Origin of the sequence: Citrobacter sp. CK181 (assembly GCF_030333595.1) — a bacterium.
GTDB lineage: Bacteria > Pseudomonadota > Gammaproteobacteria > Enterobacterales > Enterobacteriaceae > Citrobacter_B > Citrobacter_B koseri.
Genome location: NZ_JAOWFN010000011.1, coordinates 546,804 through 572,264 on the forward strand (window position 1 = coordinate 546,804; position 25,461 = coordinate 572,264).

26 protein-coding genes and 1 pseudogene are annotated in these 25,461 nt (G+C 50.5%); 19 read left to right on the top strand and 8 right to left on the bottom strand.

The window, feature by feature from the left end; all coding sequences use genetic code 11:
* The first annotated feature begins 18 nt into the window (after positions 1–18).
* Positions 19–333, top strand: coding sequence for a flagellar hook-basal body complex protein FliE (gene fliE / locus OGW17_RS06740; RefSeq protein ID WP_012131910.1), 315 nt, complete (start codon positions 19–21; stop codon positions 331–333).
* A 63-nt stretch (positions 334–396) separates the two neighbouring features.
* On the opposite strand, the gene yedF is transcribed toward fliE, so the two are convergent.
* Both yedF and yedE read right to left on the bottom strand, forming a co-directional pair.
* Complete coding sequence (gene yedF, locus OGW17_RS06745) at positions 397–630, bottom strand: sulfurtransferase-like selenium metabolism protein YedF (RefSeq protein ID WP_000790504.1); 234 nt, start codon at positions 628–630, stop codon at positions 397–399.
* Positions 627–1,832, bottom strand: coding sequence for a selenium metabolism membrane protein YedE/FdhT (yedE, locus tag OGW17_RS06750; RefSeq protein WP_047462916.1), 1,206 nt, complete (start codon positions 1,830–1,832; stop codon positions 627–629). Before yedE ends, yedF begins: the two co-directional genes overlap by 4 nt.
* Positions 1,833–2,018: 186 nt before the next feature.
* Here yedE and yedD point away from each other — a divergent pair, with 186 nt between their 5' ends.
* Entirely contained in the window at positions 2,019–2,432 is a 414-nt protein-coding gene (gene yedD, locus OGW17_RS06755; protein ID WP_047463076.1) for a lipoprotein YedD, read from the top strand.
* An 81-nt stretch (positions 2,433–2,513) separates the two neighbouring features.
* Here the strand turns inward: yedD and amyA are convergent, their stop codons facing one another.
* From amyA to fliD, 4 genes are all read right to left on the bottom strand, one after another.
* Positions 2,514–4,001 carry an alpha-amylase gene (gene amyA / locus OGW17_RS06760; protein WP_071258768.1) on the bottom strand — a complete coding sequence of 496 codons (1,488 nt, stop codon included), beginning with the start codon at positions 3,999–4,001 and terminating at the stop codon, positions 2,514–2,516.
* Between the two features lie 67 nt (positions 4,002–4,068).
* Positions 4,069–4,431, bottom strand: a complete 363-nt coding sequence (gene fliT / locus OGW17_RS06765) for a flagella biosynthesis regulatory protein FliT (RefSeq protein ID WP_012131914.1) — start codon at positions 4,429–4,431, stop codon at positions 4,069–4,071.
* Positions 4,431–4,841 (bottom strand): flagellar export chaperone FliS, encoded by a 411-nt coding sequence (gene fliS, locus OGW17_RS06770; RefSeq protein WP_012131915.1) that lies wholly within the window; start codon positions 4,839–4,841, stop codon positions 4,431–4,433. The genes fliT and fliS overlap by 1 nt, the downstream gene beginning before the upstream one ends.
* 9 nt (positions 4,842–4,850) lie before the next feature.
* Positions 4,851–6,278, bottom strand: a complete 1,428-nt coding sequence (gene fliD, locus OGW17_RS06775) for a flagellar filament capping protein FliD (RefSeq protein ID WP_012131916.1) — start codon at positions 6,276–6,278, stop codon at positions 4,851–4,853.
* Positions 6,279–6,615: 337 nt separating this feature from the next.
* Between fliD and OGW17_RS06780 the strand changes: the two genes are divergently transcribed.
* From OGW17_RS06780 to sdiA, 15 genes and pseudogenes are all read left to right on the top strand, one after another.
* Positions 6,616–7,488 carry a flagellin N-terminal helical domain-containing protein gene (locus OGW17_RS06780; protein ID WP_071258764.1) on the top strand — a complete coding sequence of 291 codons (873 nt, stop codon included), beginning with the start codon at positions 6,616–6,618 and terminating at the stop codon, positions 7,486–7,488.
* Between the two features lie 291 nt (positions 7,489–7,779).
* Positions 7,780–8,070, top strand: a pseudogene (locus OGW17_RS21595) (class I SAM-dependent methyltransferase); the annotation flags it as partial.
* 129 nt (positions 8,071–8,199) lie between these two features.
* Positions 8,200–11,022 (top strand): O-linked N-acetylglucosamine transferase family protein, encoded by a 2,823-nt coding sequence (locus OGW17_RS06785; RefSeq protein ID WP_139267364.1) that lies wholly within the window; start codon positions 8,200–8,202, stop codon positions 11,020–11,022.
* Positions 11,023–11,088: 66 nt separating this feature from the next.
* Complete coding sequence (locus tag OGW17_RS06790; protein ID WP_139267363.1) at positions 11,089–12,099, top strand: hypothetical protein; 1,011 nt, start codon at positions 11,089–11,091, stop codon at positions 12,097–12,099.
* Complete coding sequence (locus OGW17_RS06795) at positions 12,086–13,366, top strand: ATP-grasp domain-containing protein (RefSeq protein WP_047463093.1); 1,281 nt, start codon at positions 12,086–12,088, stop codon at positions 13,364–13,366. Before OGW17_RS06790 ends, OGW17_RS06795 begins: the two co-directional genes overlap by 14 nt.
* Positions 13,367–13,377: 11 nt before the next feature.
* Positions 13,378–14,445, top strand: coding sequence for an FkbM family methyltransferase (locus OGW17_RS06800; protein WP_081353199.1), 1,068 nt, complete (start codon positions 13,378–13,380; stop codon positions 14,443–14,445).
* Positions 14,442–15,131 (top strand): WbqC family protein, encoded by a 690-nt coding sequence (locus OGW17_RS06805; RefSeq protein ID WP_071258758.1) that lies wholly within the window; start codon positions 14,442–14,444, stop codon positions 15,129–15,131. Before OGW17_RS06800 ends, OGW17_RS06805 begins: the two co-directional genes overlap by 4 nt.
* 44 nt (positions 15,132–15,175) lie before the next feature.
* Positions 15,176–16,348 carry a DegT/DnrJ/EryC1/StrS family aminotransferase gene (locus OGW17_RS06810; protein WP_052194516.1) on the top strand — a complete coding sequence of 391 codons (1,173 nt, stop codon included), beginning with the start codon at positions 15,176–15,178 and terminating at the stop codon, positions 16,346–16,348.
* Positions 16,349–16,494: 146 nt separating this feature from the next.
* On the top strand, positions 16,495–17,214 hold the full coding sequence (fliA, locus tag OGW17_RS06815) for an RNA polymerase sigma factor FliA (protein WP_024130237.1): 720 nt from the start codon (positions 16,495–16,497) through the stop codon (positions 17,212–17,214).
* Positions 17,215–17,274: 60 nt separating this feature from the next.
* Positions 17,275–17,826, top strand: coding sequence for a flagella biosynthesis regulatory protein FliZ (fliZ, locus tag OGW17_RS06820; RefSeq protein ID WP_012131925.1), 552 nt, complete (start codon positions 17,275–17,277; stop codon positions 17,824–17,826).
* Positions 17,827–17,913: 87 nt separating this feature from the next.
* Positions 17,914–18,714: a cystine ABC transporter substrate-binding protein gene (gene tcyJ, locus OGW17_RS06825; protein ID WP_071258756.1), complete on the top strand. Its 801-nt coding sequence runs from the start codon at positions 17,914–17,916 to the stop codon at positions 18,712–18,714.
* A 107-nt stretch (positions 18,715–18,821) separates the two neighbouring features.
* Positions 18,822–19,808, top strand: coding sequence for a D-cysteine desulfhydrase (gene dcyD / locus OGW17_RS06830; RefSeq protein ID WP_024130239.1), 987 nt, complete (start codon positions 18,822–18,824; stop codon positions 19,806–19,808).
* Positions 19,809–19,829: 21 nt separating this feature from the next.
* Positions 19,830–20,498 carry a cystine ABC transporter permease gene (gene tcyL / locus OGW17_RS06835; protein WP_012131928.1) on the top strand — a complete coding sequence of 223 codons (669 nt, stop codon included), beginning with the start codon at positions 19,830–19,832 and terminating at the stop codon, positions 20,496–20,498.
* Positions 20,495–21,247, top strand: coding sequence for an L-cystine ABC transporter ATP-binding protein TcyN (tcyN, locus tag OGW17_RS06840; RefSeq protein ID WP_047463102.1), 753 nt, complete (start codon positions 20,495–20,497; stop codon positions 21,245–21,247). Before tcyL ends, tcyN begins: the two co-directional genes overlap by 4 nt.
* A 233-nt stretch (positions 21,248–21,480) precedes the next feature.
* Positions 21,481–22,203, top strand: coding sequence for a quorum-sensing transcriptional regulator SdiA (sdiA, locus tag OGW17_RS06845; RefSeq protein ID WP_012131930.1), 723 nt, complete (start codon positions 21,481–21,483; stop codon positions 22,201–22,203).
* Positions 22,204–22,269: 66 nt separating this feature from the next.
* Here the strand turns inward: sdiA and OGW17_RS06850 are convergent, their stop codons facing one another.
* Both OGW17_RS06850 and OGW17_RS21640 read right to left on the bottom strand, forming a co-directional pair.
* Positions 22,270–22,494: a DUF2594 family protein gene (locus tag OGW17_RS06850; RefSeq protein WP_012131931.1), complete on the bottom strand. Its 225-nt coding sequence runs from the start codon at positions 22,492–22,494 to the stop codon at positions 22,270–22,272.
* A 19-nt stretch (positions 22,495–22,513) separates the two neighbouring features.
* Positions 22,514–22,561: a hypothetical protein gene (locus OGW17_RS21640; RefSeq protein WP_418222342.1), complete on the bottom strand. Its 48-nt coding sequence runs from the start codon at positions 22,559–22,561 to the stop codon at positions 22,514–22,516.
* 396 nt (positions 22,562–22,957) lie between these two features.
* On the opposite strand from OGW17_RS21640, the gene uvrY reads away from it, so the two are divergent.
* Entirely contained in the window at positions 22,958–23,611 is a 654-nt protein-coding gene (gene uvrY, locus OGW17_RS06860) for a UvrY/SirA/GacA family response regulator transcription factor (protein ID WP_012131932.1), read from the top strand.
* Entirely contained in the window at positions 23,611–25,443 is a 1,833-nt protein-coding gene (gene uvrC, locus OGW17_RS06865; protein ID WP_049011661.1) for an excinuclease ABC subunit UvrC, read from the top strand. The genes uvrY and uvrC overlap by 1 nt, the downstream gene beginning before the upstream one ends.
* The last annotated feature ends 18 nt before the right edge of the window (positions 25,444–25,461 follow it).

Sequence of the window (25,461 nt, forward strand, 5' to 3'; positions counted from 1 at the left end):
ATCATCCAGGGGATTAGCATGTCAGCAATACAGGGGATTGAAGGGGTCATCAGCCAGCTACAGGCAACGGCGATGTCCGCACGGGCGCAAGACGCGCTGCCGCAACCAACCGTAAGTTTTGCCGGTCAACTGCATGCGGCACTGAATCGCATCAGTGATACGCAAACCACCGCGCGCGTACAGGCAGAAAAATTTACTCTGGGTGAGCCAGGCATTGCGCTTAATGATGTGATGACCGATATGCAAAAAGCGTCTGTCTCAATGCAGATGGGTATTCAGGTACGCAACAAACTGATGTCGGCGTACCAGGAAGTGATGTCGATGCAGGTGTAGCCAGACCTGCTGAATGCATCATACAGGCCGGATAAGGCGCTTGCGCCGTCATCCGGCAAATGATTACTTCTGAATCAGATAGCGAATCGTTGGGCCATCCTGCTGAATATCCAGCACCGTATAGCCGTGATTGCGCGCATCCAGCGGAATATTATTGATGGATTGCGGGCAGTCGCTCACCACTTCCAGAATTTCTCCCTTTTTTAACTGCGGCATCGCTTCCAGCGTGGCGACGGCCGGGTAAGGGCAGGGCTCACCAACCATATCAAGACGGTAATCAGGAACGATATTTTTCATGCGGATTCCTTAGCAGGGGTTAACCCGGTGCGACGGAAGAAACGTTTTTCCCAGCCGATTATCAGCATCAGCGCGGCAAACAACAGCAGATAAGTGACCAGCAGGCCGCCCAGCGGGCCGAAGGTGTCGAGCAGATTCACTTTGTCCCAACGGGTTGCCAGCGCCGGGGCAAAATCATCCCAGTAATATGCCAGAATAGTGGAGCCGATAACGTTGCCGAGGCCCACCCACCAGTAGTGCACCTGACCTTCCACGGCGCGGTACATCCAGCCGGTTTCACACCCGCCCGCCAGCACGATGCCAAAACCAAACAGCAGACCGCCGATAACGGCGTTCGGGCCAGCCCACATAATCTTCGCTTCCACGCCTAACTGCACGTAGCTGAAAATTCCGATAGCGCTCACCGCCATCCCGAAGATGATGGCTTTCGCCATATGGGTGCGACCGGTGATCCACAAGTCACGGAAGGCCGAGGTGAAACAAATTTGCGCACGTTCAATCAGCAGACCAAAGCCCACGCCGAACAGCATGGCCAGCCCCAGTTTTGGCTGGTTCATCGCCGTCAGCAGCGCCCAGCCGATCATGCCGATAAAGACCAGCATCCCCAGACGAAAACGGCGGCGCGCCTGATCCGGCTTCTGCGTCAGCGGCGAGGCAGCGGAGACTTTCTGCATTTTGACCGGGATACGGAATATGGGCAGTAGCGTGAAGCGCGCGCCGAACCAGGAGCCGATGGCGGTTGCCAGCGCAAAGAACCAGGCATGAAGAGAAAACTGCGGAATACCGGTGAAGAAGGCCGCCAGATTGCAACCCATCGCCATGCGCGCGCCAAAACCGGCAATCATCCCGCCGATAATCGCCTGCATAATGCGGATACGGCTGCGCGGCATACGTAATTTAACGTTGTTGGCCCACAGTGCCGCCGCAAAACAGCCGCCGAACATGCCGAGGATCATCATCCCGTCGATGCGGGTAAGAGGGGAGCCTTCCAGATGGATCAGCTTGTAGTAACCCCACTCTTCAGCATGAACGCCAAACAGCTGGAGGATTTGTCCACCCCAGCGGGTGAATTCGCCCGTAACAGCCCAGAACGTACCGGTGATACCGAAATAATAAGTGGAGAGAATACCTGCTGCGATGACCGCAGGGACAGGCGCCCAGAATTTAACTAACCAGGCTTGTTTGAATTGTTGCCATGACATGCTTTCTTAGCCTCTGAACTCAGAAGGAAAATAAAAGAAGAGCGGATAGTACACCGATCAGATTTTTTGCCTACTACTAATAAGAAGTAATATCGACTGGATCAATATTACTTGTTGGCCCTGAAAGGCTGGCGACATCAGGGCTTTAATGCCACAATCCTGTTTTCTTCGCATGCAGGATGAATGATGAAAAAAATAGCGATCGTTGGCGCATTTCTGGTCCTTACCGGGTGTGCAGAGGTACAGAACTATAACGATGTGGTGAAGACGCCAGCGCCAGCCGGTCTGGAAGGATACTGGCAGTCAAAAGGTCCTCAGCGCAAACTGGTGAGCCCCGAGGCGATAGCCAGTCTGGTGGTGACCAAAGAGGGTGATACCCTGGATTGCCGTCAGTGGCAGCGGGTGATTGCCCTGCCGGGTAAACTGACGCTGCTTTCCGGTGATTTAACCAACGTTACGGTGAAGCGCGAACTCTATGAGATTGAGCGTGAAGGGAACACGCTGGAATATGATGGTATGACGCTGCAACGCGTGGATCGACCCACGACCGAATGCGCCGATTATTTATCGAAACATCCGCTCGCGAGTCAGTTACCGTAAACATTTTCGGTAAACGCTGGCGGTAATTATATTGTTGCCGGGTGGCGCTAACGCTTACCCGGCCGGTGTTCTCTCCTGTACTTACAGTGCATCTTCAATGACCCATACGCTGACGCAGCCACCGTTGCAGGTAAACGTGGCCTCACCCTGTTCATCGGTGGTTACGCGCTCTTCCCGATTGCCTAAAAAATCACGCCAGGTCTTGTTGGCGTAATTTTCACCTAGCGTAATGGTCTTCTCGCCGTCATCGCCGTTGGAAAGTACGACCACGCAGCCAGGATCGTCGTCTGTACCGCTACGGCTAAAGGCAACGCAGTTGGGGTGGTCGAAAAAGAGCGTCTGGATACCGTGGGCAAAACGCTGGCGCGCGAGAATCAGTTGATCGAGCTGTTCGATAACGGGCATATCAATGGTGTAGGTTTCGCCGTCGCCACCCGTATCTTCGTAATGTGCGCCGTAGAGATCAGGGTAAAACACTGACGGTACGCCGTTCTCCCGCAATAGGATCAACGCATAGGCCAGCGGCTTAAACCAGGCTTCAACGGGCGCTTCAAGCGCCTGTAACGGTTGGGTATCGTGATTTGCCACGAGCGTTACGGCATGGAAAGGATCGGCTTCCACCAGCGTGTCGGTGAAAATCTGGCTCATATCGTAATCACGCCCCCGACGAGAGGCTTCGTGGAAGTTCATCTGTAGCGGCGCGTCGAACAGCATGGTTTTTCCATCCACCTGATCGATATAGGCTTGTAGCTTGTCCACTTCATGAGACCAGTACTCCGCCACAATGAACAGCGGCTTTGGCGCAACCTCCTGGACGTGTTCTATCCACTCTTTATAAAACCAGGCCGGAATGTGTTTGACCGCATCCAGGCGGAAGCCGTCGCAATGGGTTTGCGCCATTACCCAACGCGCCCAGTATTTGATCTCCTCGGTGACCGCATGGTTGCGAAAGTCGATGTTTTCGCCCATCAGATAGTCGAAATTACCCATCTCATCATCGACCTGGTCGTTCCAGCCGTCGCCAGTGTAGTCGTTGACGATCTTAAAGATGCCGTCTTCGTCCGGGTTTTCGATGTGATCAATACCGCTGAAGCATTTGAAATCCCAGATAAACTGCGAATATTGACCGGCGCGGGCAGGGAAGGTGTAACGCGTCCAGCCTTCACATTCGATGATCTCGTCATCGATTTGCGTGCGATCATCTTCATTGACCCGCTGTACGCGAATGGCCTCTTTTTCATCCGCGCCCATTTTGTGGTTGACGACCACGTCGAGTAAAACCGCAATGTCATTTTGCTTTAGTGCCCCAATGGCGGCCAGCAGCTGCGCTTTGTCGCCATATTTCGTGGCGACAGATCCTTTCTGATCAAACTCACCCAGATCAAACAGGTCATACGAGTCATAACCTACGGAATACCCGCCGGACGCGCCTTTATAGGCGGGCGGTAACCAGACCATATTAATGCCGATATCATTGAGGCCGCCAGCGCGCTCAGCCAGTTCTGGCCAGAGCTTGCCGCCGTCAGGGTAATACCAGTGGAAGTACTGCAATAGCGTGGGGTTTTTCATCTTCCGTGCTCCAGAAGTCGTCAGGCCAACTTCTGGAGTATGGATGAGAATTGCAGATTGGGAAAAATTATTGATTCAGGTTACTGGGGAACAGAATATTTCCCGCCAGGTTCCCGTATGTCGTGGAGACGGACTGCTGTTTTCCGGTCTGGTCTATAAGCTGACGTAGCTCTTCCATACGGTGCTGCAACAGCGTTTTTAACTCAGCCTCGTTACGGAGTACGGCATTCAGGATCTCTTTTGCCTGGTTTATCAGAAATGTATTGCCGGGAGAGATGGGGTTACGTGCAATACCTTCTACCAGCTGCACATAATTCATCTCCTGCTCAATCAGTTCATCCCATTTCCCTGAATGAGCGAGATCCAACATTGTGATACTAAGGGCATGCAGGGCATGCCAGTCGGTAAGTGACGGGATGAAGTTAGTCATCAAAGGGTATCCTGAACGGGTGAAACCGGTGAGCCAATCTGTTTCCAGGCATCAGCGATATTGGTTAGCAATCCCTCTACTTCAATGATAGCTTCGACGTCGTTATGTAAGTTGGCCAGTAACAAACGACGTATCATGTAATCGTAAAGTGATGCCAGATTGCGGGAAAGGTCTCCTTCAACGTCCATGTTGAGTCCCGCCTTGAGGCCGTTATCAATAATATTGATCGCTTTTGACAGCGCTTCACCTTTCGATAACAGTTCTCCCTGCTCCAGGAATAGTCGTGCCCTGACGAGAGCGCTTAGTGCTCCGTCAAAAAGCATAACAATCAGTTGGTGTGGGTCGGCACTCATTACCGCACTTTCCACCCCGACTTTTTGGTAGGAAAGAACACCACTTTTACTATACATATCAGTTCCTTAACTGCTGGATGAGCTAAACTGCTGTGTCAGGTAGTTTGCAGTATTGTTCATCTGACTGATCAACTTATCCAGTGAGGTGAATTGCGCTTTGTAGCGCGCCATGGTTGCTTCTATGGAGGCTTCCATCGCGTCATAGCGCTGTTCTAATGTCTTGAGCGTTTTGTTGATGCCATCCTGCGCGTTTTTAATAACCCCAGATTGATCGACGGAGGTATCCAGCATTTTGGTCAACATATTGTTCATTTCTGTAGCAAAACCTGTCGTTTTGCCATCGCCGATAAAGTATTCCTGAACCGCCTGTGGGTTATCAGTTAATGCTTTCGTCAGCTTAGTGCTGTCTATTTTCAGGTTACCTGTCGAACCGTCGGCGCCGGTCACCGGATCCTGAGTAATACCCAGTTGAGATATAATGGCGTAAGCGCCGCCTTGTACATCCGTCAGCAGACTGCGTAATTGCGATTGAATGGAACGCACGTTGGTGTCGCCCATTAACGCACCGTTAGTTGCTGACTGGTCTTTGCCCTGCTCAACTTTGACGTACTTCGTCACGCTGGCGATGGTTGACTGTAGCGCATTATAGGCTGTTACCCAGTCATTTATTGCTTTGCTGTTCTCTTCTGTTGCACGGGTTAATTCCAGCGTTTCATCGGCGGTGCTTTTATTCTTCAACGTCAACGTGACGCCTGGCAACGCATCAGAAATGATATTACTTGAACGTTCAAGTTCGACGCCGTTCACTGTCAGTTTTGCGTTCTGCGATGCGGTCTGCTCGGTTAGCGCATTTGTTGAAGCATCGTGACCGATAACCTGCTGGAGCGTGTCGTCACCGGTTACCGTTACGGTCATGTCTGAGTCCGTACCCGTCGTTTTTGATGTCAGCATCAGACGATAGTCGCCGTCAGAAGCCTTCATTACCGTGGCGGAGACGTTACCATTGGAATTATTAATGGCTTTCGCAATACCGTTCAGGCTGGTGTCGGAATCCGACAATGTAATTTCTAAAGGATCTTTGGTTCCCGGCTGCGTAATCGTAATTGTGCGCGTACCGTTCGTCGTTGTTTCGCCCAGTTTTGTTGTGTTGCTGTCAATCTTGCCGGACATCAATACCTGTGCTTTGGCAACCTGACTCACGTTGACTGTGTAGCTTCCGGCAGTAGCTTCACTGGTTGTTGTGGCAGTGAATGCCGTGTTAGTGCTGCTAACGGTTGTCGAGTTCCAGGTTGTTGTTTTACCCAATGCCGCAGTGGCAGTCTGCAGATTGGTTAATGCGCTTTGTAACTTACCGTACGCGCTCAACTGGGCGTTATAGTTTGTCTGCTGAGTTGTAATTGATGTTAATTTTGTTTTTTCAGCAGCTTCCAATTGGTTGTAGAGCGTCGTCAGATCCAGATTAGAGCCAACCCCCAGGTTACTAATAGTAGGCATGTCTTTTTTCCTTAAAGTCTTGGGTGTACAGCTCTCTGTATCGGCAACTTTTGGTGAAAGTTTACATTGACCGTAAAAAAATAATCGGCAGAAAAGGGCGGGGTGAGAAGGGCATATAGAGGGATTGTTTTTGTTTTATTTTTATACAAAACAATCGTGTTCTTGATTCTAAAAAATGAGAAAACTGCATTTAATTACCTTTAAAAATAATTAGTTAAAAGTTTTTGTCGTTTATTTCTAAAGTACTGTGAAGTTGCGCCGATACCCTTGTTGACGGTGAGAGACGCCGTGAGTGTTCGGCACCGAACTTAGAACCCATTTTTGAAGGAATTAAATTATGGCAGTTATCAATACTAACCTGATGTCACTGACCACTCAGAACAACCTGAACAAATCTCAGTCTGCTCTGGGCACGGCTATCGAGCGTCTGTCCTCTGGTCTGCGCATCAACAGCGCTAAAGACGATGCTGCTGGTCAGGCGATTTCTAACCGTTTCACTTCTAACATCAAAGGCCTGACTCAGGCTGCGCGTAACGCTAACGACGGTATCTCCATTGCTCAGACTGCTGAAGGTTCTCTGAACGAAATCAACAACAACCTGCAGCGTATCCGTGAGCTGGCTGTTCAGGCTCAGAACGGCACCAACTCTGGTTCTGACATCGACTCCATTCAGTCTGAAGTTAACCAGCGTCTGGACGAAATCAACCGTGTTGCCAGCCAGAGCCAGTTCAACGGCATCAAAATCCTGGCAGGTACTAGCTCTGCTACAACTATCTCTATCCAGGTTGGCGCTAACGACACCCAGAAAATCGACATCACCATTAATGGCAACAGCGGTTGGAACAAATTTGATTCAACCGGTACTTCTGGTGTTACTACGGGTCTGGCTTCAGGTGAAACGCGTAGCGTTACCACCAAAGGTTTCGACGTTCTGGCTACTGACGTGCTGTCCTCTATCGATACTGCACTGAAAGCTGTTGATACTCAGCGTTCTGACCTGGGTGCGATTCAGAACCGTTTCGAATCCACCATCTCTAACCTGAACAACACCGTAACCAACCTGTCTGCTGCACAGTCTCGTATTCAGGATGCTGACTACGCAACTGAAGTTTCCAATATGAGCCGCGCGCAGATCCTGCAGCAGGCTGGTACTTCTGTACTGTCTCAGGCAAACCAGGTTCCGCAGACTGTTCTGTCCCTGCTGCGTTAATCGCACGGACCAGCCTCTTTATAAAACCAGTCTTCGGACTGGTTTTTTTATTCCCGCGCAGATACCACGAATAAAGCAAAAATTAAGTCTCTTCTTACGCCATTAAAAATATCCCACTCCTGTACTGTAAATCTGGTCATTACTGTAAAGAGATTACCGGCGGGAGCATTAATTTTGGGATTGCCTACAGAGTCAGATAAGAGCTACAGCATTTGCTATTCCACCCCGGGCCATATCAGGGCTGTTAACCATTTGTATGGCGTGACAACGCCTGTCCTTGATACCGCCAGAGTGCTTGAACTGGGCGCAGGGGAAGGTTATACACTGTATTCGCAGGCGCTGATGTATCCCAACTCGCGCTTTGTCGGCGTGGAGCTTGAGAGCGAAAACTCTCTTTCTTCGCAACAGGCTCTACTGGGCAGTGCGCCGGATAACCTGGCACTTTTTTCACTTTCTCTTGATGACTTACTCAGCCAGGATATCGGTGAATATGATTATATTATTATTCATGGCAGCTTTAGTTGGTTGAGTAATGATATTCGCGACCAACTCCTTGCGTTTTGCCAACAGCATTTAAGCCCTCAGGGTTGTATTGCCATTGAATGGGAATGCCATCCTGGTGCAAAAATAAACGAGATTATTCGCGACGCGGTACAAATTCATAGCAGTCTGGCGAATGATATCGAAACGCAAATCGCCAGTTCCCGGGCAATGTTAAGCTGGTTAAAGCTAAACGGCGTCACCGGGGAGGCTGCATTTTTAAAAAGTAGCGATACATTATCAGATTTGCTGATTAGCCATAGCCTTCTGCAAACACCAAACGAGTACCGTTACTTGCTTGAATTTGCGGGTGTGATCGAGACTTTTGGCCTGGCTTATGTCGGCGACTTACTACCATGGACAGAGCTTGCGGCGCATTATGATGAAAAGATCCAACATCTACACAATGTGCTCAGTCCACTCAATAACAAAATTCTGATCCAACAGTATCTTGATTTCGCAGTGAATCGCGGCACGCGTTTTAGCCTGTTGACCCATAGCGACAATGCGCAAACGGTGTCTGTGTTGCCGGACCTGACGAAACTGAAAGATCTGCGTTGGGCAGGAAGTTTTCGCCGTCAGTCTCTGCAAGGAAGGATTCTCAACACGTTAACCGCAAATAGCGAAACGCCTGTCTCTACGGATGATATCGCTACGCTGGCTCTCCTTGATGTTCTCGGCGACGGCTGGCCCGCAAGCCTCACTTTCGAACAGCTCGTTTATAACGTTCGTCAGCCCGACTTAGAGGATAAAGCATGGCGGGAGGATATCAGCCAGTCACTGTCGGCTCTTTTTTTGAAAGGGTTGCCTGACTTACATTTCTCTCTGGATAAGAGCGTTTACGATACCTGCCAGGCTGCGCCGGCACAGTGGGTGGCGGCGACAAGAGGTAAATATGCCATTAACCGCTGGCATGAAACTGTAGAACTGAATGACGAAGAATTGTCGGCGATGTCTGCTCCGACGCCGGTGGTAACGGCGCAGAATGCGCAAATCTTGTTTAGTCTGGTTAAGAAGGGGATGGTGGCGGCTGCTCCCAAAGCCTGGCGGGCTTTTTTGCAGCAGCTTATCGGCCATTTTCCGGCTGAAGAAACCTGGCCCCTTGTTTTCTCGCTGATTCTTTATTCCGGTACGGAGGCCAACGGCGGATTTTTACCTTCCGCCAGGGCAACGCCGGGCAAGAAAAAGACATCCATGCCGGCTCTGGCCCCGGTGGAAGAGGCTTTTCATCGACAGCTAGAAAAGTTAATGCAGGAAGGCAGATTCCAGCAGGCGCGTGCGAGCATTGAACGGTTGGTTGCACAGAGACCAGATAATGTCCATGTGCACTATCTTCTGGCGAATTTCTATTTGCGTACTTCCGATTATGACGCCGGGCTGAAAGCCAGTATGTCGTTGCTCTCGTTGCAGTCGAGTAGCTGGCGTATTTTTTATGAGCTCTCCGCTATTTTTTATCGTAAAAACTGGCGTTGGCAAGCAGGGCGTCTGGCACGGGCGATCTTGCGCGCCGAACCTGGGTATGCTGCGGCATGGGATCTTCTCAGTTCTCTTTACCGTGAAATGATGGAATATACGCTGGCGGAAATGTGTTTGCGTAAAGCAATAGAGATAGAACCGCGTTCTGCGGGCATTATTGAGAATCTGGGAACGATCCTTGGTGATCAGTCAAAAATGAGCGAGGCGATCCCTTATTTACGCCGCGTAGTCGAGCTGGATCCGGGTAATTTTAATGCCTTCACCAGCTTGCTGTTTGGGCTGACGCACAGCACAGAGCTTACAGCGCAGGAGCTGCTGGAAGAACATAAGCAGTTTGGCCAGGCCGCTGAGCGTTGGGCGAGTAAACAGCCGTTTACTATTACTCATACGCGCGAAGAGAAATCTCGCTTACGTATCGGATTTGTTTCTGGAGATTTTGGCCGCCACCCGGTGACGAATTTCCTCGCGCCGGTCTGGTATTCTCTGGATCGCGATCGCTTTGAAATATACGGTTACCAGAACTCCCCACTACAGGATGAGGTGACCGAGCGACTGATGGAAAGTGCCTGCGTATGGTCAAAAGTCACACATCTAAGCCACCTCGAATTTGCTGAGCAGGTTAAAAGGGATGGAATTGATATCCTTGTCGATCTCTCCGGGCACACTGGTTATAACCGTTTGCCGGCTTTTGCGTTAAAACCAGCACCTGTCCAACTTTCCTGGATCGGTTATCCCGGAACCACGGGGATGGCGACGGTAGATTATTACCTTATTGATAGTCGTTTTGCGGAACCGGGCGTTCTGGATCCTGCCTTTGTTGAAAAATTAATTTATCTTCCAGCGGTTCAGCAGTTCCATCCGAATAAAGAGAGCCCTGATGTTGGCCCATTGCCTGCGCTGAAAAATGGCTTTATCACTTTTGCCAGCTTTAACCGCCCGAAAAAAATCAATGATGAGGTTGTTCGCGTCTGGAGCAAGATCTTGCACAGCATACCTGATGCGCGTTTGCTTATCGGCTATATGTCTGACAGCAATATGGTTAACCATTTCAGAATGTTGTTTAAGGAGCAGGGCATTAATGAGGAACGGTTGCTATTCAGGCAAAAGATGTCGCTGCATGAGTATCTGGCATTACATAACGACATTGATGTTTTGCTGGATACCTTTCCTTATACCGGGGGAACGACGACCTGGCATGCGATCTGGATGGGTGTTCCTACATTAACTATTGCCGGGGACACCATCGCTTCCAGGCAGTGCAGCGCCGGGCTGAATTTTTGTGGGCTGCAGGATTTTGTGGCCGTTGACAAAGAACAGTACATCGCTAAGGCGGTTTTGTTGTCTGAACAAACCCATGCGTTGGCTGAGTTGCGCCAGTCGCTGCGCTCTCGCCTGAAAGAGAAGAGTGTATCTCAGGTGCGAGAAGCCATTTATTTCGAGCGGGCGCTGGAGATTATCTGGCAGCGTTATTGTCAGGGGTTGCCGCCTGCGCCAGTGGTGATTAATAGCGATACATAATGGGCGAACTGGTGTGAGTGAGGCATTTACGGCGAAGAGGTTATGTAGGGCTGGTGGGGGAAGAGAGTGAATAACACATTGACTGATGCTATAGGTGGATATTTCCCCCTCGAAACGGCGTTAATAAGCCAGACGTTGTATTCTGATGCACAGTGTTTCAGTTCTGCGCGTGCGGCCTTTTATGCTCTATTGAAAAAAGGGCAACCTTCAGCACTCTGGATGCCGCGCTGGATCTGCAATGCAATGCTATCGCCTGCCGAAACGTTAGGCATTCCCGTACGTTTTTATTCTCTGGACGCCGCGTTTGCTCCTGCGGACGATCTTCAGCCAGAAAACGGTGACTGGGTGCTTGCGGTTAACTATTTTGGCCTCGTCGATAACCTGGCTCAGTCGCTCATGGAACGGTTTAATCCACAGCAGATCGTCTGGGATCACTCTCAGTCCTTTTTCTCCGCGCCGCAACCCGGTCTGGCAACGATCTACTCACCCAGGAAATTTTTCGGCGTTCCCGATGGCGGGATGCTGGCTGGTGCAATACAGGTGGATATCCCTCCGACAGAGGAATCAGCTTCTCTTCAGCGCACTGAGCATCTTTTTATTCGCCTGGCGCAGGGCGCAGAGGCTGGCTACACCGCCTACCGACAGGCAGAGCAAACGCTGGAGGAACTACCGGGGGAAGGCATGTCTATGCTGACTCATCGTTTATTAGCCGGGATCGATTATCAAGCCTGTGAGCAGCGACGCCTTGAAAATTACCAGTACCTGTATCAGCGTCTTGCCTGTATCAATGCGCTAAATTTACCTGCCAGGCCAGAATGCGGCCCGCTTTGCTACCCACTACTGACTGAAAATGAAAATCTGCGCGAAGCGCTTCGTCAGCGCCGAATTTTTATTCCTGTTTACTGGCTTGATGCCTTGCAAAGAGTGAGTGTCGATTCGATTGAATACCGTTACATCAGACACATCCTACCGTTGCCTGTGGACCATCGTTATGGGCTGGATGAAATGCAATCTCTTGCAGATTTTGTGATTGCGTATCTCTCATATACCGGGGAAGGTTCTGATGAAAAAAATTAATGTCCTTATTTTCCCTTGCGGTGCAGAGAATGCGGGTGAGATTTATAGCGCGCTGCGCTATTCCGTCCATATTGGTCTGCTGCTGGGGGCATCGAGCGTAAGCGATCACGGGGAGTTTCGTTTTCCCGATTATGCCGGTGATATGCCCAATATTCATGCTGACGACTTCGACGCGCAATTTCTGCGACTGGTGAAAGAGAAGCAGATTGATGTCGTTTTCGCTACGCATGATTCTGTCGCGTTAAAACTTGCACAACTTAATGAACCCCGGCAGCACTACTTTTTGGTTAATGGCGATCGTCAGGTAACGGAGACGCTACGTTATAAAAGCGCTACCTATGCCCTATTTGACGATTGCCACTGGGTCCCTCATCGATACTGCGATCTTGCAACAATTGACGACTGGCCGGCGATCGTAAAACCAGACTGTGGACAGGGGGGAAATGGTGTACAGCGAGTAAATAACCGCCTGTCTCTGGAACAGGCGATTGAATCCGTCGCGCAGGCGATCGTGGTGGAATATCTGCCGGGAGAGGAGATCACCGTCGACTGTTTCACTGACCGAAACCGCCGTTTGATTTGGGCTGGGCCTCGTACCCGTGAACGTGTTCGGGCGGGTATCAGCATGCGTTCACGAGAGGTCGTTCTTGACGATGAAATAACCGACATTGTCGAAACGATAAATGCGCGACTGGCGCTTCGTGGCCCTTGGTTTGTACAGCTAAAACGCGACAGAACAGGGAAATGGAAACTGCTGGAGGTGGCCTGCAGGATTGCTGGCGCAATGGTTTTTCAGCGTGCCAGAGGGGTGAATTTACCGCTTATGGCTATCCATGACTTTATGGGACGCGATGTTGTCGCTCTCCCGGAAATGAGTGTCGGTATCGTTGATCGGGCCATTGTGTCCCGAACGCGAAGTGAACTCAACTATCAGCGAATCTATGTCGATCTTGACGACACCCTCATTATCGATGGTTTTGCGGTACCTGCCGTCATGGCGTTTTTATACCAGAGTCGGGCGCAGGGAAAAGCCATTACGCTGATCACTCGCCATGCGCAGAAACCTGAAGAAACACTTATGTGCGCAGGGGTTGCGTTGAACCTTTTCGATGAGGTCATCCATCTGACTTCTGGAGAGCGAAAGTCAGAATATATACAGCCAAACAGTTTGTTTATTGATAACTATTTTCCTGAGCGGATGGATGTCCGAACGCTGAAAGATGTGCTCGTTCTGGATGTTGATGCCGTTGAGTTTTATTTGCGCTAAGAGAGCCTGTTATGTTGACTGACGAGCAAACTGCCGATTTTTGCCATGCGTTTATCGAGAAAGCCTCACCTCGTTATATCTTTGGGCTGACGAGTTATGGCATTGAAATGGCTAAGGTATTTAACGTTGAGGGCATCATTGATAATAAAACAACGCAAACTCAGATTGACGGGTTTCCGATTATCTCTCTAAGTCAGGTTCCTTCGGACGCGTTGATTGTTTCTTCGATTATGGATGGTCGCCCGGTATCGGCATGGCGAACGCTGTCGGCAGCGGGACATAAACAGATCGATTACTTCAGCTTTTATCGCTATTTCAGCCACCTGTTAAGCAAGCCGACCTGGTATCATCAACCCGAATTTGTGCGCGACTACGCCGAGAACCGTGAAGCCTATGAGCGTATCCGTGCGCTCCTTGCGGATGATATTTCAAAGCGCACTTTTGACGATATCATCAACTTCAGGCTTACCAACAAGCTACAGTTTCTTGCGCAGTATAATATTTGCCTGAACGATCAGTACTTCGATCTGCCCTTTATTGGCGAATATGCCGAACATTTTATTGATTGCGGTAGTTTTGACGGCGCCACTTCCGTTGAGTTTATGCGTCGATTTCCCAGCTATAACACAGTATGTATCTTTGAACCAGAACCGCGCCAGGCGCAGAGTATTCAACAGGCGATGCAGGGCAGGGAAAATGTTTATGTTTATCCCTGTGGCGTCTCGCACAGCCAGCAGAAGCTGAGTTTTTCTTCCTCGGGGTCGACTTCGCATGCGAGCGAAGACGGGGGGATCGATGTTGAAATGGTGGCCCTTGACGATGTGTTAAAAGGGCGAGTGACGTTCATCAAAATGGATATCGAAGGTTTTGAGTCACAGGCTCTGGAGGGAGCAAAACGGATTATTCGTCAACAGCATCCACTGCTTGCCGTCTGTTGCTATCACAAACCTGATGATTTCAGAACCTTGCCTGAGCAGGTATTGGGTTATCGTGAGGACTACGACATCTACCTGCGTCACTATACGGAAGGGCTACTGGAAACCGTTTACTATTTTGTCCCCAGAAAAGGTGCACAATGAAAATCGGCATTATGCAGCCCTATCTATTCCCTTACCTGGGATATTTTCAACTGATTAATGCGGTCGATCAGTTTGTAATTTATGATGACGTAAATTATATCCGTCAGGGCTACATTAATCGTAATACCATTTTGATGGGGAACTCTCCTCAGCGCTTTACCGTTGCTGTGCCGGGCGCTTCATCTTTCAAAAAAATAAATACGTTAAGCTTTGACGTTAATGTTGCTAAGGTGCTGAAAACAGTTCATCAGGCTTATCATAAAAGGCCATATTTTGAACCAGTTTTTAGTATTGTTGAGAAGGTGTTGACCGCCGAGCAGCGCCAGATTCCCACGCTTTGCCAGTATGCGTTTAAAGAAATATTTGCCTGGCTTGGCATTGAAGTGTCACTTCACATGGCTAGTGATTTGAATTATTCATGTGATAAAACTGCAAGCGGGAGGGTGATGAACATTTGCCGAACTCTCGGTGGAGACCATTATATCAATAGTCCTGGTGGGCAGCATCTTTATCATTCTGATGAATTTGTCGCTCAGGGGATGAAACTGTCATTTATTAAAATGGATGATGTTCATTACCCTCAGGGTGGGGGTAAATTCCATGCCGGATTGTCAATTATTGATGTGCTAATGAACTGCTCCCCCTCTGAGGTGAAAGTGTTATTGGGGCAGTATCAGTTAATTTAATGCGGTGCGATGCGCTTTCGTTTATCGGTGCGGGCGGAGAAATTATGGATAAGAACATTTTTGTTACCAGTCCTTTATTGCCACCTCTTGATGAGTTTATTCCTTATCTGGAAGAAATATGGCAAAACAAACAATTAACCAATGCAGGTCCATTTCACCAGCAACTTGAAGAGGCGCTGGCGGAATATCTCGGCGTTGAACATTTGTGTCTGTTTGCAAACGGTACGCTGGCGTTGCTAACTGCATTTCAGGCGTTACGCATCACAGGTGAAGTGATTACCACGCCGTATTCCTTTGTGGCAACGTCGCATTCGCTACTGTGGAATGGCTTAAAACCGGTTTTTGTCGATATTGACCCTGTCACCTGTAATATGGACCCACGGAAAATTGAAGAGGCAATCACACCGCAAACTACCGCTATTTTGCCTGTCCATTGTTATGGCATCCCCTGTGACACAGCGCATATTCAGCAGATTGCTGATATTTATGGTCTGAAAGTGATTTACGATGCAGCGCACGCTTTTGGTGTTAAGCGGGAAGGGACAACCATTTTGCGCGAAGGCGACTTATCTGTCTTGAGTTTCCATGCCACGAAAGTATTCAATACGATAGAAGGCGGAGCGATTATCTGCCATGATAAAAAAACGAAACAACGCATTGATTATTTGAAAAACTTTGGTTTTGCCGGGGAAACCACCGTTGTGGCGCCTGGCATAAATGGCAAAATGAATGAAGTTCAGTCAGCGTTTGGTTTATTGCAACTTCGCCATATCGATAAAGCATTAGCTGAGCGCGCGGCGCTGTTTGATAACTATAAAACACTCCTGGCCGATATTCCTGGTATCTCACTGCTGATCCCGCCGGATAATATTGCATGGAATCATGCTTATTGCCCAATTATGGTTTCGGATGCGTTTCCTGTTTCGCGAGATGGGGTCTATGATTTATTAAAGTCCCACAATATTATGCCCCGCCGTTATTTCTACCCATTAATTAGTAGCTTCCCAATGTATCGTGCTCTGGAGAGCGCCAGACAAGATAAACTTAAAATTGCGCAATTACGTGCAGATGAAGTCCTTTGTTTGCCTCTCTATCCTGGCCTTGAGAAAGAGGTACAGGTAGAAATTGCTTCATTGTTAAAAGGAGTGAGCGAAAATGTGAGTAGTGACTCATCAGCGTTGAAAACTGATGAGATTTTTGCCGAGCGCGTTGCCTGATTTTTAGATCCCCTGAGGGGAATTGGGGGTTATAAATAACGGTAACCCCCAAATAACCCCTCATTTCACCCACTATTCACCCGATTAAAACCCCTGCAGAATCGGATAATCATGCCGATAACTCAACTAACGCAGGGCTGTTTATCGTGAATTCACTGTATACCGCTGAAGGTGTAATGGATAAACACTCGCTGTGGCAGCGTTATGTACCGCTGGTGCGTCACGAAGCATTGCGCCTGCAGGTGCGTTTGCCGGCGAGCGTGGAACTGGACGATCTGCTACAAGCGGGCGGTATCGGGTTATTGAATGCAGTTGACCGATATGACGCTCTGCAAGGAACGGCATTTACCACTTACGCAGTGCAGCGTATTCGTGGAGCGATGCTGGATGAACTACGCAGCCGTGACTGGGTGCCGCGTAGCGTCCGGCGCAATGCTCGCGAAGTGGCGCAGGCGATGGGGCAACTGGAGCAGGAATTAGGGCGCAACGCGACGGAAACTGAGGTGGCGGAGCGGCTGGCGATTCCTGTGGAAGAGTATCGTCAGATGTTGCTTGATACCAATAACAGCCAACTCTTCTCTTATGACGAGTGGCGGGAAGAGCATGGCGATAGCATTGAGCTGGTGACGGAAGAACACCAGCAGGAAAACCCGTTACAACAGCTCCTTGAGAGCAATTTACGCCAGCGTGTGATGGATGCGATTGAATCGTTGCCAGAACGCGAACAGCTGGTGTTGACGCTGTATTACCAGGAAGAGCTCAATCTGAAGGAGATTGGCGCGGTGCTGGAAGTCGGCGAGTCACGGGTAAGCCAGTTGCACAGCCAGGCCATCAAACGTCTACGCACCAAGCTGGGTAAGTTATAAAGGGCGATCGTCGTCGCCCCTTAATAGTGCCGCACAACGTATTGACTACCAGGAGTTCTCATGACGGTGCAGCAATCTAAAAGACGGCCACTAAGCCGCTACCTCAAAGACTTTAAACACAGCCAGACGCATTGCGCTCATTGCCATAAATTGCTCGACAGGATCACGTTGGTTCGCCGGGGGCAGATTGTCAATAAAATCGCGATTTCCCGCCTGGATACGCTGATGGACGACGCACAATGGCAGGAGGAGCAGAAGGAGTGGTCGGCGCTGTGCCGTTTCTGCGGCGATCTGCACTGCAAAGAGCAGAGTGACTTCTTTGACATCATCGGTTTTAAACAATTCTTGTTTGAGCAAACCGAAATGAGCCACGGCACCGTGCGTGAATATGTCGTGCGCCTGCGTCGCTTGGGCAACCATCTCACCGAACAGAACATCTCTCACGACCTGCTACAGGAAGGTTTTCTTGATGAAAACCTGGCCCCGTGGTTACCCGAAACCAGCACCAATAACTATCGGATCGCGCTGCGTAAGTACGAACAGTATAAAACGCATACGCATGCCGGACAGATGCAGAAATCATCCCGGATGGCTACTTCTGATATATATTAAAAATGAATAACATGTAGCGGAGTCGTGTTTGTGATTAGCAGCAAACCCTCTACACTACGGTCATTAATGACAACATTCGGGGTAACTATGAAATTAGCACTTCTGGGACGTCAGGCTCTGATGGGTGTGATGGCAGTTGCACTTGTCGCCGGGATGAGCGTGAAGAGTTATGCAGATGAAGGTCTGTTAAACAAAGTAAAAGAGCGCGGCACGCTGCTGGTAGGCCTGGAAGGGACTTACCCGCCGTTCAGTTTCCAGGGTGATGACGGCAAACTGACCGGGTTTGAAGTGGAGTTCGCAGAAGAACTGGCGAAACACCTCGGCGTAAAAGCCTCGCTGAAACCGACCAAATGGGACGGTATGCTGGCGTCGCTGGATTCCAAACGTATTGATGTGGTTATCAACCAGGTCACCATCTCCGACGAACGTAAGAAAAAATACGACTTCTCAACACCTTATACCATTTCTGGTATTCAGGCGCTGGTGAAAAAAGGCAATGAAGGCAGCATCAAAACGGCGGCTGACCTGAAAGGTAAGAAAGTCGGCGTTGGTCTGGGAACAAACTACGAAGAGTGGTTGCGCCAGAACGTACAGGGTGTAGACATTCGCACCTATGATGACGATCCGACGAAATACCAGGATCTGCGCGTAGGCCGTATTGACGCTATTCTGGTGGATCGCCTGGCCGCATTGGATCTGGTGAAGAAAACCAAAGACACGCTGGCCGTTACCGGCGAAGCGTTCTCCCGTCAGGAAGCCGGTGTGGCGCTGCGTAAAGGCAATGAAGATCTGCTGAAAGCGGTAGATGGCGCCATTGCCGATATGCAGAAAGACGGCACGCTGAAAGCGCTGTCTGAGAAATGGTTTGGCGCAGATGTGACTAAATAATCGTCATAATTGCAAAAAAAGGCGCTTTAATACGGCGCCTTTTTTATTTCATCCGTTTGAACGTGCATAATAAAAAGAACATCACAACAATGAATACCGGAGGCTTTATGCCACTGCATAATTTAACGCGGTTCCCACGCCTGGAATTTATTGGCGCGCCAACGCCACTCGAATACCTGCCGCGTTTATCTGATTATCTGGGTCGCGACATTTTCATTAAACGCGATGACGTAACGCCGATGGCGATGGGCGGGAATAAACTGCGCAAGCTTGAATTTCTGGCTGCCGATGCGCTGCGTGAAGGCGCGGATACGCTGATTACGGCGGGCGCCATCCAGTCGAACCACGTTCGCCAGACGGCGGCGGTAGCGGCAAAACTGGGATTACACTGCGTTGCGTTACTGGAAAATCCTATCGGTACGACGGCGGAAAACTACCTGACCAACGGCAATCGTCTGCTGCTGGATCTTTTTAACACGCAAATTGAGATGTGCGACGCGCTGACCGATCCTGACGCCCAGTTACAGGAACTGGCGACCCGTATTGAGGCGCAGGGGTTCAGGCCGTATGTGATTCCGGTCGGCGGCTCCAGCCCATTAGGCGCAATGGGATACGTGGAAAGCGCGCTGGAAATCGCCCAACAGTGCGAGGGTGCGGTACAGCTGTCCTCCGTGGTGGTGGCGTCGGGAAGCGCCGGTACGCACGCCGGGCTGGCGGTAGGTCTGGAACAACTGATGCCAGATGTTGAGTTGATCGGCGTGACCGTGTCGCGCAAGGTTATCGATCAGAAGCCCAAAGTGGTTACGCTGCAACAAGCGATTGCTAAAGAGCTGGAACTGACCGCCTCGGCGGACATCCTGCTGTGGGACGACTATTTCGCGCCGGGATACGGAACGCCGAATGAAGAGGGGATGGAGGCCGTGAAGCTGCTGGCGCGCCTGGAAGGCATTCTGCTTGACCCGGTCTATACGGGGAAAGCGATGGCGGGCCTGATCGATGGCATCAGCCAGAAGCGCTTCAAAGATGAAGGCCCGATTCTCTTTATTCATACCGGTGGGGCGCCAGCGCTGTTTGCCTACCATCCTCACGTGTAACTTCCGGGTAGAAAAACACTCATGCAAGAAAGTATCCAACTGGTGATTGACTCGCTGCCGTATCTGCTTAAAGGTGCGGTGTTTACGCTACAGCTGAGTATTGGCGGGATGTTTTTCGGCCTGCTGCTGGGCTTCATTCTCGCGCTGATGCGCATGTCGCCCCTGCTGCCTGTCCGCTGGCTGGCGCGTTTTTATATCTCCATTTTTCGCGGTACGCCGTTGATTGCCCAGCTTTTTATGATCTACTACGGCCTGCCGCAGTTTGGCATTGAGCTGGACCCGATCCCGGCGGCGATGATTGGCCTGTCGCTGAATACCGCAGCCTACACTTCGGAAACGCTGCGTGCGGCGATCTCTTCTATCGACAAAGGTCAGTGGGAAGCCGCGGCAAGTATCGGTATGACGCCGTGGCAAACGCTGCGTCGCGCGATTTTGCCGCAGGCCGCCCGCGTGGCGTTGCCGCCGCTGAGCAACAGTTTCATCAGCCTGGTGAAAGATACCTCCCTGGCCGCGACGATTCAGGTGCCGGAACTGTTCCGTCAGGCGCAACTGATTACCTCGCGTACGCTGGAAGTCTTCACCATGTATCTGGCGGCATCGCTGATCTACTGGGTGATGGCGACGGTACTTTCCGCGCTGCAAAACTATTTTGAAGAGCAGCTTAACCGCCAGGAGAGAGATCCAAAATGAGTGCGATTGAAGTTAAAAACCTGGTGAAAAAGTTCCACGGTCAGACGGTGTTGCACGGCATCGACCTGGAGGTGAAACCTGGTGAGGTGGTGGCGATTATCGGCCCCAGCGGTTCCGGTAAAACAACGCTGCTGCGCAGCATTAATTTGCTGGAGCAGCCTGAGGCGGGCACCATCAAAGTGGGCGACATTACCATTGATACCGCAAGCTCGTTAAGCAAGCAAAAAGGGCTAATTCGGCAGTTGCGTCAGCATGTGGGGTTCGTATTCCAGAACTTTAATCTGTTTCCGCACCGTACCGTACTGGAGAACATCATTGAAGGGCCGGTGATTGTGAAAGGCGAGCCCAAAGCCGAAGCAACGGCATTAGCGCGGGAACTGCTGGCGAAGGTAGGACTGGCCGGGAAAGAGACCAGCTATCCGCGTCGCCTGTCCGGTGGGCAGCAGCAGCGTGTGGCGATTGCCCGCGCGCTGGCGATGCGCCCGGAGGTGATTTTGTTTGATGAACCGACTTCCGCGCTCGACCCTGAGCTGGTGGGGGAGGTGCTCAGTACGATACGCCAGCTGGCGCAGGAAAAGCGCACGATGGTTATCGTGACGCATGAAATGAGCTTTGCGCGCGACGTGGCTGACCGGGTGATATTTATGGATCAGGGGCGCATTGTGGAGCAGGGCGCGGCCAAACCGTTATTTGCCAATCCTCAGCAACCACGCACGCGTCAGTTTCTTGAGAAGTTCCTGATGCAATAAGTGTTTTCGCGCACTCGCCTGAAATAATCCCGTTTTGGGCGAGTGTATTTAAATAAATATCAATAATACCCGCCTGATTATAGCCGTAATCCCTTTGTGTTCTCCCGCCGGGTGAAACACACCTCAAGTAATTCGCCATCTGACCGATATTTTCTACATATAAACTTCATTTATGTGTTAGCTTGTTTTAAACATTATAATGATTATCAATCTCAGGGGTGTTACCGTTTAGTATGCAGGAAAATGATTTCTTCACCTGGCGACGGAGTATGCTGGTACGCTTTCAGGAAATGGCGACGGCAGAAGATGTCTACACTGAATTACAACATCAGACACAGCAGCTTGAATATGATTATTATGCGCTGTGTGTTCGCCATCCCGTCCCGTTTACGCGGCCAAAAATCTCCGTTCACACCACGTACCCGCAAGCGTGGGTGGCGCATTATCAGTCTGAAAACTATTTCTCTATTGATCCGGTATTAAAGCCGGAAAATTTCCGCCAGGGGCATCTGGCATGGAATGATGCCTTATTTAGCGAAGCGCAGTCGCTATGGGACGCGGCGCGCGCTCATGGTCTACGCCGGGGGGCGACGCAATGCCTGATGCTGCCGAATCGGGCGCTGGGCTTCCTCTCTGTCTCCCGGGCGAGCGCCCGCCATGCGCCGTTTGCACATGATGAAATTGAACTCCGGTTGCAACTGCTGGTGCGTGAGAGCCTGTCGGCGCTGACGCGGCTGGAGGATGAAATGGTGATGACGCCAGAAATGCGCTTCAGTAAGCGAGAGAAAGAGATCCTGAAGTGGACGGCGGAAGGAAAGACGTCATCAGAGATCGCGATGATTCTGTCCATCTCAGAGAACACCGTTAACTTTCATCAGAAAAACATGCAGAAAAAGTTTAACGCGCCGAATAAAACGCAGATTGCCTGCTATGCGGCCGCGACGGGCCTTATCTGAAAAAACGAATGTTCTGCGTGCCAGACGCAAAACCGGCTGAAAGTTTCCCTCTCAGCCGGTTTCCTGTTACTGGCGGTAAGCTTGTTTAATTTGCTTAACAGTGCTGGAAAATACCGCGGCCTGCGTTTCATCTTCAATCTGCGCGATCTGTTTTTCCATCTTAAGAATCACGCGCCCTGCGTCGGCTTGCCCCATTGCCTGTAGCATCAGGGTCAACATGGCTTTCAGGCAGGTGACTTCATTGGCCAGTTCTTGATTATTCTCGGCAGTGGAAAAATCAGGCGTACTCATTTATTTTCCTCGTTATGTTTCAGTGAAAAAGTGCGATGGCAAATGTTAAGGCGGCGGAGTATACCATAAGCTGCGCCAAAAATAGCAGTGGTTGTTTTTTGATCGCAAATCAAACCAGCGTCATTAAAATAAACAATGCCTTGCGAGGCATATATTTTCCTCATTTTTTTGTTTACCTCGCGTATTTCACGCGTTAATTATTGTTACAAACTTGCTTGCCTATTTAGCATTTCGACGGAAGTGAGTGAATTTTTTGTCACTATTCTGAAACTATTATGCAGAAATAGAGGGTAAAAAAAGGCCGTTAGCTGTGGGAGTTTCCACGAAGCGTACAATCTAATTTCCAAAAACGAGAGCAAAATCGAATGCCCCACGTTTTTTACGTTTCAAAGTTGAGATAAAACCCGCTAATATAGGGTCGATTAACTATCAGTAGCGTTATCCCTATTCTGGAGATATTCCTTTGATCAACGTTCTTCTTGTTGATGACCACGAACTGGTGCGCGCAGGGATACGACGCATTCTGGAAGATATAAAGGGCATAAAGGTTGTCGGTGAAGCCTGTTGTGGCGAGGACGCCGTAAAGTGGTGCCGCGCGAACGCCGTCGACGTTGTGCTGATGGACATGAACATGCCCGGAATCGGCGGTCTTGAGGCGACGCGCAAAATTGCCCGCTCAAGCGCTGATATTAAAGTGATCATGCTGACGATCCATACGGAAAACCCGTTACCGGCGAAAGTCATGCAGGCCGGAGCCGCAGGGTATCTGAGTAAAGGCGCTGCGCCTCAGGAAGTGGTCAGCGCGATTCGTTCGGTTTTTTCCGGGCAGCGTTATATTGCTTCAGATATCGCTCAACAGATGGCGCTGAGCCAGATTGAGCCTGAGAAAACAGAAACGCCTTTTGCCAGTTTGTCTGAACGCGAGTTGCAGATTATGCTGATGATCACCAGGGGCCAGAAGGTTAATGAGATCTCGGAACAACTGAATCTCAGTCCTAAAACGGTGAACAGCTATCGCTACAGAATGTTCAGTAAACTAAACATTCATGGTGATGTTGAGTTGACTCACCTGGCAATTCGCCACGGCCTGTGTAATGCGGAGACGTTAACAAGCTAGTGAGTGTTCTGTTTGATGCGAAAGCATTTTTAAAAACCGTGACCAGCCAACCCGGCGTTTATCGTATGTATGATGCCGGTGGTACGGTTATTTATGTCGGTAAAGCGAAAGACCTGAAAAAACGGCTTTCCAGCTATTTCCGCAGCAACCTTGCTTCGCGAAAAACCGAAGCATTGGTTGCGCAAATTCAGCAAATTGATGTCACGGTGACGCATACCGAGACCGAAGCGCTATTGCTCGAACACAACTACATCAAATTGTATCAACCGCGCTATAACGTGTTATTGCGCGATGATAAATCCTATCCTTTCATCTTTCTCAGCGGTGACACCCATCCACGCCTGGCAATGCATCGCGGGGCGAAACATGCCAAAGGTGAATACTTTGGCCCGTTCCCGAACGGGTATGCCGTGCGTGAAACCCTGGCCCTGCTGCAAAAAGTCTTTCCCATTCGTCAGTGCGAAAACAGCGTCTACCGCAACCGCTCGCGTCCTTGTCTGCAATATCAGATTGGCCGCTGCCTCGGGCCGTGCGTAGAAGGACTGGTGAGTGAAGATGAGTATGCGCAGCAGGTGGAGTACGTTCGGCTGTTTTTATCCGGGAAAGACGATCAGGTTCTGACCCAATTGATCGCCCGAATGGAAAAAGCCAGCCAGAATCTGGAATTTGAAGAGGCCGCGCGCATACGCGACCAAATTCAGGCTGTGCGCCGCGTTACTGAGAAACAGTTTGTCTCCAATACCGGCGACGATCTGGACGTTATCGGCGTGGCGTTCGATGCGGGTATGGCCTGCGTGCATGTGCTTTTTATCCGCCAGGGCAAGGTGCTGGGCAGCCGTAGCTATTTCCCGAAAGTGCCGAACGGGACGGAACTGGGTGAAGTGGTGGAAACGTTCGTCGGCCAGTTCTATCTGCAAGGCAGCCAGATGCGCACGCTGCCAGGAGAGATCCTGCTGGATTTCAACCTGAGCGATAAAACGCTGCTGGCGGACTCCTTGTCCGAACTGGCCGGGCGGCGCATTAATGTGCAGACCAAACCGCGCGGCGATCGCGCTCGTTACCTGAAGCTGGCGCGAACCAATGCCGCGACGGCGCTGATCAGCAAACTGTCGCAGCAATCGACGATCACACAGCGTCTGACCGCGCTGGCAAGCGTGCTGAAGCTGCCTGCGGTGAAGCGGATGGAGTGTTTTGACATCAGCCACACGATGGGAGAACAGACGGTGGCCTCCTGCGTGGTTTTTGACGCTAACGGGCCGCTACGTGCGGAGTATCGTCGCTACAACATTACCGGAATTACGCCGGGCGATGATTATGCGGCGATGAATCAGGTTCTGCGCCGACGCTATGGCAAGGCGATTGAAGAAAGTAAGATTCCTGACGTTATTCTGATTGATGGCGGTAAAGGCCAGCTTGGTCAGGCGAAGACCGTTTTTGCTGAACTGGATGTGCCGTGGGATAAAAATCATCCTTTATTGTTGGGCGTTGCTAAAGGCGCCGATCGTAAAGCCGGTCTGGAGACGTTGTTCTTTGAACCCGAAGGGGAGGGCTTTAGCCTGCCGCCGGATTCGCCTGCGCTGCACGTTATTCAGCATATCCGCGATGAATCGCACGATCACGCCATCAGCGGGCACCGCAAAAAACGGGCGAAGGTGAAAAACACCAGCACGCTGGAAACTATCGAAGGCGTCGGGCCAAAACGTCGACAAATGCTGTTGAAATATATGGGCGGTTTGCAAGGACTACGTAACGCGAGTGTTGAGGAAATTGCAAAAGTGCCGGGTATTTCGCAAGGTCTGGCAGAAAAGATCTTCTACTCGTTGAAACATTGAGGTCTCTGTAGCAACATA